Source organism: Blastopirellula sediminis (genome assembly GCF_020966755.1).
Classification (GTDB): domain Bacteria; phylum Planctomycetota; class Planctomycetia; order Pirellulales; family Pirellulaceae; genus Blastopirellula; species Blastopirellula sediminis.
In genome coordinates, this window is sequence record NZ_JAJKFT010000010.1 from 970707 (window position 1) to 985504 (window position 14798).

Annotated in this window: 15 protein-coding genes; 6 read left to right on the forward strand and 9 right to left on the reverse strand. The window is 59.2% G+C overall.

Annotated features, from left to right (window positions below; translation table 11 throughout):
• Positions 1-169 precede the first annotated feature (169 nt).
• The 4 genes from xerC to bshB1 form a co-directional block, all read right to left on the reverse strand.
• A complete protein-coding gene (xerC, locus tag LOC68_RS15560) occupies positions 170-1072 on the reverse strand; it encodes a tyrosine recombinase XerC (protein ID WP_230225155.1) in 903 nt (300 codons plus the stop codon).
• Positions 1073-1093: 21 nt separating this feature from the next.
• The gene (locus LOC68_RS15565; RefSeq protein WP_230220393.1) at positions 1094-1393 is read right to left on the reverse strand and encodes a hypothetical protein; all 300 of its coding nucleotides are present in this window, start codon (positions 1391-1393) and stop codon (positions 1094-1096) included.
• Positions 1394-1444: 51 nt separating this feature from the next.
• The gene (locus LOC68_RS15570) at positions 1445-2374 is read right to left on the reverse strand and encodes a hypothetical protein (protein WP_230220395.1); all 930 of its coding nucleotides are present in this window, start codon (positions 2372-2374) and stop codon (positions 1445-1447) included.
• Between the two features lie 440 nt (positions 2375-2814).
• Positions 2815-3507 carry a bacillithiol biosynthesis deacetylase BshB1 gene (bshB1, locus tag LOC68_RS15575; protein ID WP_230220397.1) on the reverse strand — a complete coding sequence of 231 codons (693 nt, stop codon included), beginning with the start codon at positions 3505-3507 and terminating at the stop codon, positions 2815-2817.
• Between the two features lie 273 nt (positions 3508-3780).
• Between bshB1 and LOC68_RS15580 the strand changes: the two genes are divergently transcribed.
• Entirely contained in the window at positions 3781-4050 is a 270-nt protein-coding gene (locus LOC68_RS15580) for a hypothetical protein (protein ID WP_230220399.1), read from the forward strand.
• Positions 4051-4060: 10 nt separating this feature from the next.
• Here the strand turns inward: LOC68_RS15580 and LOC68_RS15585 are convergent, their stop codons facing one another.
• The 3 genes from LOC68_RS15585 to LOC68_RS15595 form a co-directional block, all read right to left on the reverse strand.
• The gene (locus LOC68_RS15585) at positions 4061-4498 is read right to left on the reverse strand and encodes a hypothetical protein (protein ID WP_230220401.1); all 438 of its coding nucleotides are present in this window, start codon (positions 4496-4498) and stop codon (positions 4061-4063) included.
• Between the two features lie 20 nt (positions 4499-4518).
• Entirely contained in the window at positions 4519-4959 is a 441-nt protein-coding gene (locus LOC68_RS15590; protein WP_230220403.1) for a hypothetical protein, read from the reverse strand.
• 72 nt (positions 4960-5031) lie between these two features.
• Positions 5032-5451, reverse strand: a complete 420-nt coding sequence (locus LOC68_RS15595) for a hypothetical protein (protein WP_230220405.1) — start codon at positions 5449-5451, stop codon at positions 5032-5034.
• A 485-nt stretch (positions 5452-5936) separates the two neighbouring features.
• On the opposite strand from LOC68_RS15595, the gene LOC68_RS15600 reads away from it, so the two are divergent.
• The 4 genes from LOC68_RS15600 to LOC68_RS15615 all read left to right on the forward strand — a co-directional run bounded on the left by LOC68_RS15600 (position 5937) and on the right by LOC68_RS15615 (position 9193).
• Positions 5937-6836: a DUF1559 domain-containing protein gene (locus LOC68_RS15600; protein ID WP_230220407.1), complete on the forward strand. Its 900-nt coding sequence runs from the start codon at positions 5937-5939 to the stop codon at positions 6834-6836.
• 18 nt (positions 6837-6854) lie between these two features.
• Positions 6855-7268 (forward strand): hypothetical protein, encoded by a 414-nt coding sequence (locus tag LOC68_RS15605; RefSeq protein ID WP_230220409.1) that lies wholly within the window; start codon positions 6855-6857, stop codon positions 7266-7268.
• A 422-nt stretch (positions 7269-7690) separates the two neighbouring features.
• On the forward strand, positions 7691-8656 hold the full coding sequence (locus LOC68_RS15610; protein ID WP_230220411.1) for a DUF1559 domain-containing protein: 966 nt from the start codon (positions 7691-7693) through the stop codon (positions 8654-8656).
• Between the two features lie 102 nt (positions 8657-8758).
• The gene (locus LOC68_RS15615) at positions 8759-9193 is read left to right on the forward strand and encodes a hypothetical protein (protein ID WP_230220412.1); all 435 of its coding nucleotides are present in this window, start codon (positions 8759-8761) and stop codon (positions 9191-9193) included.
• 87 nt (positions 9194-9280) lie between these two features.
• Here the strand turns inward: LOC68_RS15615 and LOC68_RS15620 are convergent, their stop codons facing one another.
• A complete protein-coding gene (locus tag LOC68_RS15620; protein ID WP_230220414.1) occupies positions 9281-9958 on the reverse strand; it encodes a zinc metallopeptidase in 678 nt (225 codons plus the stop codon).
• A 268-nt stretch (positions 9959-10226) separates the two neighbouring features.
• Between LOC68_RS15620 and LOC68_RS15625 the strand changes: the two genes are divergently transcribed.
• The gene (locus tag LOC68_RS15625) at positions 10227-11408 is read left to right on the forward strand and encodes an ADP-ribosylation factor-directed GTPase activating protein isoform b (protein ID WP_230220416.1); all 1182 of its coding nucleotides are present in this window, start codon (positions 10227-10229) and stop codon (positions 11406-11408) included.
• On the opposite strand, the gene LOC68_RS15630 is transcribed toward LOC68_RS15625, so the two are convergent.
• Positions 11409-14624: a PDZ domain-containing protein gene (locus LOC68_RS15630; protein ID WP_230220418.1), complete on the reverse strand. Its 3216-nt coding sequence runs from the start codon at positions 14622-14624 to the stop codon at positions 11409-11411.
• Positions 14625-14798: the final 174 nt, after the last annotated feature.

Here is a 14798-nt window from a genome sequence, read left to right on the forward strand (position 1 = left end):
TCTGGTTTTTGTTGTTTGGCTTGCGGACGCATTCCCTCGGCTTGCGCCTCGGGTTAGTGTCGTGCGTCTCTTTCCGCTTTCAGCTTTCCGCTTTCCGCTTTCCGCTTTTCAGGCCGGCCGCATTTCCCTCGCTGGCGCTTCGGGCTACTAATGACGTGGCGATAGTCGTCTAGATGCGGGCCCGCGGGTGCGCTTTTTCGTACGCTTCTTTGAGGCGCGTGGTGCTGACGTGGGTGTAGATTTGCGTCGTGACCAGGCTTTTGTGGCCGAGCAGTTCTTGGACGCTGCGGATGTCGGCGCCGGCGTCGAGGAGATGGGTCGCGAAGCTATGTCGCAAGGTGTGCGGAGAAGTGCGGGTGTCGAGTCCCGTCAGCGCGATGTACTTTTCGAGCATCCGGCCGACGCTCCGCGTGGTCAGCCGATTGCCGAACTTGTTGGTGAAGACCGGCTTTTCCTTCGCCGCGGCGGCGCGGACGCTGAGGGTTCGTTTGGCGAGCCACGCGTTCAGCGCGTCGATGGCGTAACTGCCCAAGGGGCCAAGTCGTTCCCGCTTCCCTTTCCCGCGAACGCGGATCAAACCTTGCTCGAAGTCGATGTCGCTATCGTTGAGCCCGACCAGTTCGCTGACGCGGAGGCCGGCGCTGTAGGTGGTCTCGAAGATCGCTCGATCGCGCAGTCCGGCGGCGGTGTTTGCCGGCGGGGCGCTGAGGAGCTTGTTGATCTCGTCGCCGGTCAGAAAGTGGGGCAGCTTCCGCTTGCGACGCGGATTGCGAAGCGGCTTGGCCGGGCTGCGGTCGATCAGCTCTTCGCGCTGGGCGAAGCGAAAGAAGGAACGCATCGAAGCGAGACGGCGCGAGACGGTCGTTTCGCTGTAGCCTGCGTCGCTGACGGCGGCGACGTAGCCGCGCAGATCAAGGGTGGAGACTTCTCCGGTGGTGGCCGGAGCGGCGTAGAGCTCTTCGAGATAGTCGACCAGGGCTTCCAGGTCTTCGCCGTAGCTTTTGATCGTCAGGTCGGACGCGTTGCGTTCGACCTTCAGGTACCGGAGGAAGCGGTCGGCGGCGGCTCGCATTTCCACGGCCGCAGGCTCCTATTATTCGAATTCGTCGAAGTCGAGGTGATCGACGCTGCCGATGTCGATGGCGCCCTTGGCGGGGAACTCGAAGCGCGGCTTGACGGCCGAGCTAGCAGCGTCCGACTTTTCGTCTGCTGGCGCCGCAGCCCGAATCTTCTGGCTGAGGACCGCCGCATCATACCACGAAAAGCTGAGTTCCGGGTTCGAAGCGTACCGACCGAGCGTGCGCAACGTTTCGGCGCGACGGCTGTCGTTAAACATGAAGATGTAGCGCTCGGCGCCTTTGACCAGTGCTAGTACGTTGATCTCTTCAGTCACGTGAGGCTCTCTTTCCAAACGCACGCTTCGGGGAACAAGTGGCAATAAGCGTTATCGGCTTTCTTGCCACCTCAACGCCACTTTCGATTTTCCGGCGCCGCCACGAAGTGAGAGCATCTCGGTGATATGCGTGTAGCAACAGAATCGAATGAAATCATCGCTACGATCCAAAAACCCTTGCCACCCGCCGATGCGAGCGTCGTCAACAAAGTCATAGTGATCTTGGGCCAGTTCGGTGAAGTCGGTGTCGTTTTCGTCATAGCTGCGAATTTGCGAAATGATCGGGCCGTTGTAGGGCAACAGCGGCGGGCGCACGGGGCTCGGCGGCGGCGGCACGAAGCCGCGCGGATCGGGCCAACCGGTCGGCAACTGCGGTTGCTCTGGCGGCGAGTTGCCGGCTGCTAGCGGATCGCCGATGCTAGCGGCGCCGTTGACTTGCGGCTCTTCCGGCGTCGGTGCGCCTTCCAGTTGCGCGGCGAGCGGATCGTTGGAGGGTTGCGGATGCGGGTCAGGCGTTTGCGTCAGCAGTTGCTCTTTGGCGAGCGCGAACTCCGCTTCCCAGAGGTGCGATTCCGGAATGTACTCTTCGTCCGCCGTTCCCCACGGCAGACCATAGCCGGGCGGGATTGCGTGGAAGCCAGGATTGACCGAGTACCAGTTGACGGCCAGCGTCATCCGCTTTGGATAGTAGGGGGTGTAGTCGGTGATCGAACCGACGATGACGGCGTCGACGCCGAGCATTTCGCCCAGCTTGCGGATCTCTTCGAGGTCGCGGCCCCGATTGTTGGTCGCTTCCATCGCGCGGATCACCACGCCGACCGGAACGACTTCGAAACCGCGGATCCGCTGCAACTGACCGTAGTAAGCGATCGTTACATCGTCGGCGTTCAGCGTGGGAGCGTCGCTCTGATTATTGAAAGGAATAATCGCGACTTTGCTGAGTTGCGGAAATGGATTGTGAAATTGCGGTTGGCGCTTCACATCCGGGAATGCAGTGCACCCCGTGCAAAGGAGACCAGCTAGCAATATCAACCAATACGGACGCATGAAAATGAAGGTCGCTTGCAGGTGTGCCCCCCTGCGCGACGATCTCCGAGCGCACCAAAATGCGCAGGAAATCTTGTCATTGCTCAGCAATCGGCAAAGTCGACGCAATCGCTTTAGTCGGAACGCGAGATTTTAAGAAGAAACAACAGAAACGGGTGCCATGCTCTTACGGCGTCTTCGACGGAAGAGCATGTCTTCGGCCTGTTGAATCAACCAATCGGGCGCCACTGCTGGCTTGTCCAGCAGTGCGAAACTGCCGAATGACTCCATTTCAAGACTCGCCCGCAAAGTTAAGTCTGCTGTTCCCTATCCAATCACTTGCATACCGAACACTGCTGGACAAGCCAGCAGTGGCACCCGAGGGAAAATATGCTCTAAAACAGCGATTGCATGCTAGCGAGGCCCAGCGGCTCGCGACTGGTAAACGGTTCGCCGTAGCGCTTGCCGATCACCTTGCCCCAGTAAGAGGCTTCGTCCCGGAGCTTCTCGAGGAAGGTGGGCGGCTCTGGCGAACGTCCTTCGACGAACTGGCTGTGATAGCAGGCGATCGACGCCGCCTTTTGTTCCCAGTGCTCGCTGATGTCGAGGACGAAGGCCGGCTGTGGGGTCATTTTCAGATGGACGCAGTAATAGTTGTAGATTCGCTCGGGATGAAACGGCTCGCCCGGCATGTCGGTCTTGGAGAGCTTCGACCAGAACCGGGCCGCTTCGACCAACTGCGTCGCGGCGACATGATCGGGATGGGCGTCTTCCCAATAGGGAGCGAAGAGCCAGCGCGGGCGGACCTGGCGAAAGACGGAGGCCAATTGCTCGCGAGCTGCTAGCGTCGGCTCGAGACTCCGATTGGGCAGGCCAAGGTTTTCGCGCCAATCGAGGCCGAGGATTTTGGTGGCGGCGGCGGTTTCGGCGGCTCGTTTTTCGAGCGAGCCGAACGGCGTCGGTTCGCCGCTGGTCAAATCGAGCACGCCGACGCGGAGCCCTTCGGCTTTGAACTTCAGGATCGCGCCGGCCATGCCGAGTTCGGCGTCGTCGGGATGGGGGGCGATTACCAGTACGTCGAGCTGCATTTCAGTACCAAATAGGGGAGTGCGTCAGGGAAGTTGCTATAGCGTCAAGGGAACCGATTTGACAGACTCCGGCCCTTCGAGCATGTCCGGAAATCTCAATTTGCATTGGCATCGCCACGTTTTCGCCCCTGCGGCGTTGACCTGCATCGGCGAATCGAAAGGATTCGCCTGCTTCGGTCGCCTTGCAGGGACAAAAACGTGACGATTCCAACAAGCAAAGCAGCTTTCCGGACAGGCTCTTAATTCGGCTCGATGGCCACATGAACCAGAACTATGAACCGCATGACCTTACTACTTTTGCTCTTGGCCGCCAACTTCCTGGTTGGATGCCAAACCTGGCGCCCATGGCACAAGAAATCGAAAGACGAGCCGATTGACGCCGAAGTGGAAGACGAAACGAGCGAAGCGAAGTCGTACATGGAGTCGGTAACCGACGAAGTCTCGGGCTTCTCGAAAGCGTTTCGCGGCGACAGCGATGGAGATAGCGGCACCGGTCTGAGCAGCCGTTCGCGCGACATCGAACGCCGTTTGGGCTACAAATAGCGGACGCGACTTACGTCGATTCGGCGGCGCTATCGGTCGTCGTTTCTTTCGCAGACCCGTCGCCAAGAAGCCACTGGTGGGCCTCGGCGACGGTACGAAATACCTGGCCGTTAAACAGCCCGCGGTTCCGCAAGACCGTTTCAATGAACTTCAGCTGTTCGTACCGCGCCGGATCTTCCGCAACCCAGGCGACGCGATGCTTCGTGGTGAGGCCTGCCTTGGGGACGCTGTCAATATGTTTGAACGCCTCCAGGGTCGGCATTTCGACCTTGGCTTCCGACTCTCCCAGAATGTTGTAACAGTCATACTCCTCGCAGGCGGCGATGATCTTGCGCAAGATCTCGAATGACATTTCCGCCGAACTACTGCCGCGGCCGCGGACATGAATATAGTCGCCGCGAAACTCGATAACGCTTTCCTCGCTCCGCGGCTTTCCATCAGTTTCCATAGCAGTCCTTCGCCATTGGGTCAGGAAGTGGGGGAATCCGAGGTATTGGGAGCATCGACATCGGCCGTAACGTCATTGAGGAGCCACTTCCGCGCCTCGGGGACGGTATGAAAAACATGGCCGTTCGCCAGCGCTCGGTTCCGCAGGACCGTTTCGACGAACTTCAGTTGCTCGTATTTGTCAGGCGCTTCGGCGACCCAAGCGATCCGATGCTTCCAGGTAATGCCGGCCTTCATGAACAGGTCGATATGTTTGAAAGCCCCCATGGTCGACAATTCTTCCTTGGTTTCGGCTTCCCCGAGAATGTTGTAGCAGTCAAACTCCTCGCACGCGGCGACGATCCCGCATAACAACCGAAACGACTTTTCCAAAGAGTTATTGCCGCGGGCGGTGACATGAATGTGGTCGCCGAGAAACTCAATGATGTTCTCGTCGATCAGCTGTTTTCCATCAGTTTCCATAGCACGTCTCGGCCCATCGATCAGGAAGTGGAGGATTCGGACTTCTGCGGAGCGTCGTCGATCTGCACCCGACTAAGACGCGCTCGATTCGGACCGCTTGGGAGTGTTCTCGTGTTCGAGAGGATGAGCAAGCAGCCAATGCCGCGCTTCCTCGGTCGTGCGGAACAAATGTCCGTTGACCAGAGCGCGGTTCCGCAGGACCGTTTCGATGAACTTGAGATCTTCGTACTTGTGCGGATCGGCCGCCACCCAGGCGATGCGATGTTTCCAGGTGATCCCCGCTTCCCGGAAGATCTCGATGTGCTTGAAGGCGTCCATCGTGGAAAACTCTCCGCCGGTCCGGGACTGGCCGAGAATATTGTAACAATCGTATTCCTCACAAGCGGCGACGATTTGCTTCCACAACTCCAAAGAACGTGGGACGGAGTCGGCTCCCGTTGCGACGACGGAAAGATAGCCCCCCATATATTCGATGAAATTCTCGTCTTTCATGGCACATTCCCTTTCCGTTGGGACGACGCGCCTCATCGTCGAAAACCGCCGGACGAAAGAGTCGATTAACTTGCGGAGGAGAACTCAATCATGTTCGCGAACTTCGCTCGAACAATGAAGGATAGTTCCCCCATTCGAGCAGGCCTCATCCACATTTTCATTACCCTGAATTTGGTAGGGCTTTCACTAGTCAAGATAAACCACCGCTTATCGCAAATACAATGATTTGGGCCCAAAAGCGATGGAATCGACACCCCATTGCCAGCGACACCCTAATAGTCCCGGTAACAGCACGATCTTTGCCACTGCCATTCAACACAGCTTTTCAGCTCACTATTCCCCGCTTTTCGCCGCAATGCATGCCGCAAAACCCAGTAAACTCATTGCTTTTCTTTTAGTAAGCCGATACTCTTACGCAGGACGCGTGCTGTCGCGTCGTCATGCTCCTCTTTCTGCGCGGGTCCATTCGGAACAGGGTAGCCACAATGCGCCGTTCGAATCCATTATTCCCCAAGAACTCCGGTTTTACGCTTGTCGAGTTGCTCGTCGTGATTGCGATCATCGGCGTGCTGATCGCGCTTCTGTTGCCGGCGGTGCAGCAAGCTCGCGAAGCGGCTCGCCGCATGCAGTGCACCAACAACCTGAAGCAACTTGCGCTGGCGCTGCACAATTATCACGACGTCAACCAGAACTTCCCGATGGCGGCCGCGCACGGGTCAGGGCGGATCAGCGTCCAGTTCCGCTTATTGCCTTACATCGAACAGCAGAACCTGTACGACCAAGCGGAGTACACCGCCGACTACCACGCCAACGTCGACCTGGCGAAGACGCGGATCGACGGCTTCCTATGCCCCAGCGGTACATCGGAGATTTCCGCGCGGTCGACGAGCGTTGGCGATGAGCCGGACGCTTACACGACGCACTACTACGGCAACGCCGGCCCGATCGGAACCAACACGCTGACCGGCGCCGCCTATCAGCAAGTCGCGAGCTCCTTCGGCGCCGTTTCGCAGGAAGGGGTCTTCGCCGCGCTGAAGTGTTACTCGTTCCGCGATCTGCTCGATGGCACCAGTAACACGATTGGGTTCGGCGAACTCTCCTATAACAAGTACGCCAACTACCGCGCCTGGACGCGCGGCGCTTATCAATACGATGCGACCAATCTCGCGCTGCTCGGCACGAAAACGCACTCTCAGCCGATCAATTACGGCAAAAACGGCGCCTCGATGTCGTTTAACGCGGCCGGTTACGGCAGCGAACATCCAGGCGGCGCCAACTTCGGCATGATGGACGGTTCGGTCCGCTTCGTCGCGCAGACGGTCGACATGAACATCTACCGCGGGCTGGCGAGTCGCGCCGGCGGCGAAGTGAATTCGTTGGACTAACGGATCGAAGGGACCATCATGCGACGCACCTATTTGCACCTCGGCGCAATCGTGCTCGCTGGCATGTTGCTCCTCGGATGCCAGCGCGACGAAATCTCGCGTCACCGCCTCTCCGGAACGGTGACGTACCATGGCAAACCGGTTCCGGCCGGCGCGATCTTCTTTGAACCAGACGCGTCGCAAGGTAACTCCGGCGCCCCGTCGTACGCCCAAATCAAAGAGGGAAAGTTCGACACGGCGGCCGAGAACGGTCTCGGCTTTATCGGCGGCCCGCACGTCGTGACGATCGAGGCGTTCGACGGCAAAGCGGTCAATGACTACGCGCCCTTCGGCGTATCGTTGACGCCGGGAAAGAGCTACGTCAAGAAGTTTGACCTGCCGAGCGAAGACGCCGAACTAACGATTGAAATGGGGGACGGCTTGAAGAAGTAACCGCGTCGAAGCGCGACTTACGTGCTCGAAACGAACCAAAGGGCCCAGTAACAGGGCCTTTTCTATTTCGAAATTCTCAAAAAACTTTAGAGTCCATCGGCTGCAATCGATACGTCGCCGCACGGTCGTTTCGCAAAAAAACATCGGCCAACTATGAAATTGCACCTTTTCTCTACCCGAAAGGACTGTTGCCAGCTTTGCATTTGAGCGCAAATCTGCCAAATCGGCCTTGCGACGGACTTCTAAGTTGATAGCGGAAAACAGGTTACGCCCCTCATATCCTCCAATCAGGGCATACCCGACATTCGCAAGTGGGTTTATTTTTATACGAACTAGTTTTTTGCTTATCTCTTGCCATTGGCTGGTCTCGCCACCACTTGGCTCTTTTCATCCAATTCCGTTTCTTCTTTCGGGAGTCACTCATGTCTCGACTTTCTCCGTATCGCCGCGGCTTCACGCTGGTGGAACTGCTGGTCGTGATCGCGATCATCGGCGTTCTCATCGCGTTGCTCTTGCCGGCGGTTCAGCAAGCCCGTGAAGCGGCTCGTCGCGCTCAGTGCACCAACAATCTGAAGCAACTGACGCTCGCCGCCCACATGCACATCGACACCTATCCCGATTGGTTTCCGCTCGGCGCCATGAACAGCGCCGGCAATCCGACCAAAACGGAAAACGGCGCCCAGTACTATCGCATTACCTGGCACGTTCTGCTCTGGCCGTTCATCGAACAAACCGCGCTCTATAACAACTACGATTTGAAGAGCCCCTTCTATACGACGCCGAACATCAATCAGTTGCGCGTCCCGGTCGCCGCTTACTATTGCCCGTCCGATCAAGTCGGCGCCGTCCAGGGCGCCGCGGCTGACCCGACCTACTGGCGCGTGATGGGGAACTACGTCGGCAACATGGGGAACACCCATCTCCATCAGAACGCCGCCGACCAGGCGATCTACAACGGCTCGCCGTTCGGCGTCCGTCATACCTATCGGATGAGCCAGATGACCGACGGCACGTCGAACACCGCATGCTTCTCCGAGATCATCATTGCGGCGGCCAACTCGACCTCCGACAACCGCGGCGACATTTTGAACGACGAAGGCAGCCCCGGCTTCATGTCGATTCTGACTCCAAACTCGTCGAGCCCCGATCAGTGCCGTCAATGCAAGGCGTCGGCCATGGATCCGAACCACAACGACTATCGCACGATTCCCTGCGCCGTTGTGGCCGGCAACAGCGAGATGCAAATCGCCGCGCGTAGCCGTCACCCGGGCGGCGTGCTCGTCAGCATGTGCGACGGTTCGGTCCGCTTCGTCGGCGAAACGGTCGCGCAATCGGTCTGGCAAGGACTGCTTTCGGGACGCGGCGGCGAAGTTGTGACGCTTCCGTAATCCCACGCTTCGCAACGATCGAAGGCGGAACCGCGCGGTCCAGGACGGTTCCGCTTGCGAATTCGGCCATCGATTCAAACTACTATTTTTAAGGCTGTAATCATGCGAGTAACCTTACTTGCGACAATCCTGATCGCCGCGACGTCGCTTCTTTCCGTCGGCTGCGGCGGCGGGATAAAAGACAACGAAGTGAAGGTCAGCGGAAACGTAACGATCGACGGCCAACCGATTGAAATCGGCTCGGTGTCGTTCGTCTCCGCCGACGGGTCGACGCCGACCGGCGGCGGCAACATCAAAGATGGCGCTTACGTCGCGTTCGTCGCTCCTGGCGAAAAGAAGGTGTTGGTGCTGGGGAACAAGCTCGTCGGCAAAGAAAAGCTGTACGACACGCCCGACAGCCCGACGCGCGACATGTACGAGAAAGTGACGCCGCCTGAATACAACGCGGTTCACCTGACGCCGCTGACCGCGACAATCAACAGCGAACAGGACGGGCTCAACTTTGAGCTGACGTCGAAGGTCAAAGCGAAGCGCTAAACCGACGCTTCCTGCTCACCAAGAAACGACAAAGCCCGCGGCAAGATCGCTCTTGCCGCGGGCTTCTTTTTTTCGCGTTCTCCGCGCTTAGTCGCGGCGGCTGGTGTAGATGATGATGTAGTAGAGCAAGGTCAGCACCGCTTGCAGCGTTGCGGCGACGTACGTCAGGGCCGCAGCGTACAGCATGTTGCGAACCGCCGGCATATCTTCTTGCGGAACGATGTTCAGATCAACGAGCACCCGTTTCGCACGAGCGCTGGCGTCAAACTCGACCGGCAAGTTGATCAACTGAAAAACCACGACGCAGCCGAATAGGATGATGCCGGCCAGCATCAGGAATTGGATGTTGAAGATCATGCCGGCGAAGAGCAGGATCCAGCTGGCGCCGCTCCCGAAACTGGCGGTCGGAACAGCCAGATTACGCAGGACCAGCGGCGCGTAATGTTTGGCGTCTTGGATCGCGTGCCCCGCTTCATGGGCTGCGATGCCGACGGCGCCGAGCGAACGAGATTGGTAAACGTCGGGACTCAGGCGCAGCACTTTGGCGCCCGGATCATAATGGTCCGAGAGTTGTCCGGGGATTTGTTCGATCGCGACGTCGTACAGCCCAGCCGAGTCGAGGATGTGCCGCGCGGCGGCGGCCCCTGACAACGGCGCCGGCTTTTTCATCGCCGAGGCGTACGTCGACTTCAGCCAGAGCTGGGCGATGAACGCCAGCAGCAAGGCCGGAGCGATAAACAGGAAGTACATTGGGTTGAACCACATGGCGTGTTTCTCGCCTTTCGATTTCGGGTGAAAGTAACGGAGCGGGCCGGCAGGATTTCTGCCCAGCTATGGGGTATTCGCCCTCCGCTGCTCGGAATTATAGACCTGCAAAATGGCAGGAACAGCTTCTTTCCCCCTTATTGAGCAAGTCATGTTCCACAATCGTCAAATTGCCTAAATTGCGTATTCGCTAGTTTCTCACTGGGCCCCATGCTATAACAAAATGACGCCGTTTTTCGTTCGAAACTACTTCTTTTGAGCAGCTTGTATGTCGTCGGTTCGGTATTTCGGTCTTTGCCTGGTCGTGGTTATGACGCTTGTTCTGACCGGTACGAGCTGCCGTCCGTCGCTTGCTCCCCCTGCAGGGCAAGAGCTGCCGACTGCGTCGACCGAAATCGACATGGACAAGCTGCGAGATCGGATCGATGCGGTTCTCGACTACACGCTGGCCAATCGCCGGCTGAACACCAAGGATCACGCCGCGTGGCAGATTCTGCACGGAGCGCTCGCCTACCAGGCTGTCTTCCCGGTTGAGAATGACGGCAAGTACGTCTCCGCCGTCCAGCACGTTCTGGATGGAGGGAAGATGGAAGGTTGGACGATGGAGCGCGGTTCGCCGCTGCCGTTCGTCGGCGCCGATGGCGAAAAGCGTTACGGGCTGCGTGCTTTGCTCGAACAAGGAACCAAAACGGGCCAAGGGCACAACGATCAGTGGCTCGCCATCTTGTCGCAATGCAACTTGTCGCCGGAGACGACGATTCAGTTTGATGGGAACGAGTACACCGTCGCCGATTTCGTCGGCCAGGTGCAACTCGACCTTTCGCGCAACTTCGATCATGAATACAGCTGGACCTTGATCGCGCTGACCGCCTACTTGCCGACCACGACCAGCTGGGTCGACTCGGCCGGCAAACAGTGGAGCATCCCGGGCCTGGTTCAAGCGGAAGTCGATCACGGCTTTGGGAGCGGCGCTTGCGGCGGTACCCATCGTCTGATTGGTCTGTCGATGGCTCTCAATCGTCACACGGCGCAAAACGGCGAAATGACGCCGGAATGGGTCGCCGCCGACGATCGCATTCAAGAAGCGATTCGCAAGGCGCGAGAATACCAAAACCCCAACGGCGCCCTCAGCAGCAACTACTTCCTCCGTCCGGGCAGCTCGCCTGACCTGGCCGAAGACATCGGCACGACGGGGCACACCCTCGAGTTCCTTTCGCTGTCGCTGACCGAAGAGGAGCTGAACAAACCGTGGGTCGCTCGCGCCGCCCAGCACATGTGCAAGGTGTTCGAGCAAACCGAAGGGGCTCCGCTTGAATGCGGCGCTCTTTATCACGCCGCCCACGGTTTGGTTCTCTACCGCGAACGGGTCTTCGGCCCGCGCGAGTACAAGTTCGAGCTGACCGCCGATCCAGGCGCTTCGACCAGCATCGCTCCGGCAGAGCGATCGTAGTTAATCGCGTCGACCGAGCTTCAGCCGTTTCGAGCTGCGATCGGCGATGCGGCGGTATTCGATGTCGACTTCATCCCCTGGGTTGAGCCCAGAGACCGCGGACATCACGTCGCCGCGGCTCCGTACTTCGCGGCCGTGGACCTTCGTCAGCAGATCTCCGACGCGGAAGCCGATCTCGGCGGCTGGTCCGCCGGGACGAACTTCGGTCACTTCGACGCCGCCGTCCGCCTGACGCACGTTCATTCCCATTTGCGGTCCGGCGCCGATCAACCAATCGCCGAAGACTTCGTTCCGCTTCAGCCGATCCCAATGCTTGCGGACCGGATACGGATTGACGATCACCGGCGATCCGCCGCTGAGAACTTCGACGCAGAGGCCGCCGAGACGTTGTTCGATCTCAATCGCTCCTTGCCCAACGTCAAACGGAAAGTCGGGAGGCGAAGTCCAAATCGCGCCGAAGAATTCTCCCTCTTTGCGAATGACCTCGGCGGCCGGCTTTTGATTGGCGTCGACGCCGACCGCGAGCAGCACTTGCTGGCGTTCGTAGTTTTCGCGATAGGTGAGGTCGATCCAGGGCCAGCGATTGTCTTTCGGCGGCATGTCGGTGATTTGCAATAGGCCAAGGTCGTGCTCGCGATCCACGCCGGCGGTCTTCGCCGCGAACGTTTGCCCATCGGCGGTCGTAATCTTGACGTCGCGCTGCGGCGGAAAGACCTGATGTCCCGGCGCCACGACCCAACCTTCGGTTTCATGGACGATAAAGCCGCGTCCCTGGCGACCGTCGCCGTAGTCGATCGTTACCGAAGCGGCGAGCGCCTGCGGCAAGTTTTGCTCGCGGCGATCATTCCAGTTCTCCCAGTTGTTGCGATCGGGACTTGGCGCGATGATCAACTCGTAATCGGTATGGCGACGTGCGAGGTAGAAGTGATCGAAGATGCAATGTCCGCCGTCCACGACGCGAATCGACATTCCCGTAACGCCGATCTCCCCAAAGTTGGCGAAGAGGTCAGCGAAGCCCATCCGCCACTCTTCTTTCAAATCGCCGGCGTCGAGCACGACGTACCCTGGCTCTTTCGCCGAGCCTTTGCCGATGCGATAGATCGCGGGAGTTTCGCGATCGCCGGAGTGGGAAAAGCGGATCTCCAATCGGCCGCCCCCTTCCTTGCGATAGGCGAACCTCAGGAACCGCAATTCGCCAAGCGCCGACCGTTCCGTAATCACCAGCGGCGGATCGAACTTCGCCACTTCGACGAATTCGTCACTCGGTGCGATCCGGATCGCCGGCGCGCCGATCATGCTGGGGGAGTCGACCAATTCGACTTTCCCCTCTGCGCCTGACTCCGTTTTCATCTCGGCGACCTGCTCGGCAGTCGGGTCTTCCAGTACGGTGATCAACGTCATCCGTTCGGGGCCAACGCTGATTTCGCGCCAGTCGATCGGCATCCGCGCGTCGCAGGGAAACTGTCGTATAACAACTTCGACCGGCCCAGTTCGTCCGGCGAGCGAAACGTAGCGCGGCGTTTGTCCCAGCTCATGACGCTGGCTCTCCGGTAGTTCGCTTTCGAGCGCGGTAGCGCCGTCGAGCAAGACTTCCAAACGGGGCGGAGCGCCGAAGTTGCCCCAGCGATCGGTCGTGATCGTCAGCCAACGGTCGTCGGCCGACAGATCCAGCGTCCGCCGCAACTCAAACGGCTTGTTGACGGCGAGCGCCGCCAGGCGCCATTCGATCGGCTGACGATCGACGTCGCGCCGCAGGTTGACGATCCGGATCTCTCCTTCCGGCTGCGGCGCCACGGCCCAGCCTTCCCATGCGGCAATCTGCTTGATCGCCCGAGCGCGGACTTCCGTTTCAAGCTGTCCGCGATCGAGCAAAAACTGCGGTTCCAGCCAGTTGGTGAGATCGCGAATGTCGAATGGATCGGCACCCGCCGGGCGATTGTCATGCGCCGGGTCGACCTCCAAGCGAAGCTCCTTCACTTTCTTCTCGGCAGGCCACGAAAGGGCGCCGCTGTCGATCACCTCTTTCGAACCGACGATCAGCGGGCTCTCGAAGAGTCGCTCGTTGTCGAGATAGATGCGAGCCTGCACGCAACCTCCGTCGCGCGCGGCGTAGTCCAAGCCGATCTTGGTTTGAAAGCCGCGGACCAGCGGCGAAAGAGGAACGCTGATCTTGCTGGCCGCCAACACGCCCAAGCCCCAGCCATACAGTTCGTCTCCCGTGCGGAGCGGACCGCCGACAACGCTTCGATTGTTACGAACCGGCCAACCATTCTCCGAGAAGAACGCGCCGCTCCGATCTTCGGTTTGGGCGAACCGAACCAGCGGCGGACGCTCGGGCGCAAAGCTGCGTCGCAAATAGCTGCGGGCATTCGGAATCCAGAGGACGTCGAGCGACCAGGCAGGCTGCATCGCATGGACCCAGCGATCTCCCTGGTTGTTGTCTCCTTGCGAATCGGCGTCGAAACGTTCGAGCGAAGTGGTCGCGACGATGCCGTCGATCGATTCCCACTGCAGGATGCGGGACATCTTCGGATCGCTGAAACCATTGGGAAGCAACGTCCCTAGTTCGTCGAGATAAACGTTCCAGCTGTCGGCTTGCGGCATGTGGAGCTCGGCCAGTTCGTCGAACCGCGCCACGCGTCGGCCATTGGCCAGCAGCAGATGAGCGTCTCCATCGACCAGGCGAATCGCACGGAAGCTGACTTTGCGGCCATCGCGATAGTAGGCGCTTGAAGGTTCGTAGCGATCGATCGGACCGCCCCGCTTCCAGACGATCTTCTTGACGAAGCGATCGAGCACGCGGACCGAATAGTCGATGCGCTGATCACCAGGCCGGCGAATATCGACCGTCGGCTGGACTTCAAAGTGGGAAGGAACAATCGCCCCTTGAACCGACGAAGTCGGCACATACCGCGTAACGTCGCCGGGAAGGCGATCGCCGCTGACCAGTTCGATGTAGGCGTTCGGCGTTTCGCTCGGCTGGAGCGACCGATCGAGCAGCCACCGCATCGAGTTGTCGCCGTCGATCAGATTGCGACCGGCCAGTTGCGGCAGCGCGTTGTTGGAGTACCAGTTGCGGATCTGTTCGTCGGCGAGCCGCTCCCCATTTTCCATCGCGGCCAGATAGCGCTTCGGCTGCTCGTCGGCGGCCAACAGAAGATTCGCGCCGATCAGGATCGAAACGAGCGAGAGCGTGATGCAAAAGCCGAACTTCATGAGCACGATGCAAAGGGGAAGAGGGCTGGGAGTCGAAAGTTCCAGTCTATCAACAACCTATGAGCGCCGCCCGCGGATGGTTACGACGCAAACGAGCCAGAAATCGAGCCTGGCCGTCAAAGGGAACCGAAATCCTGGCATTCCCGCACAAACCCCACTATACTGGCACGCGAA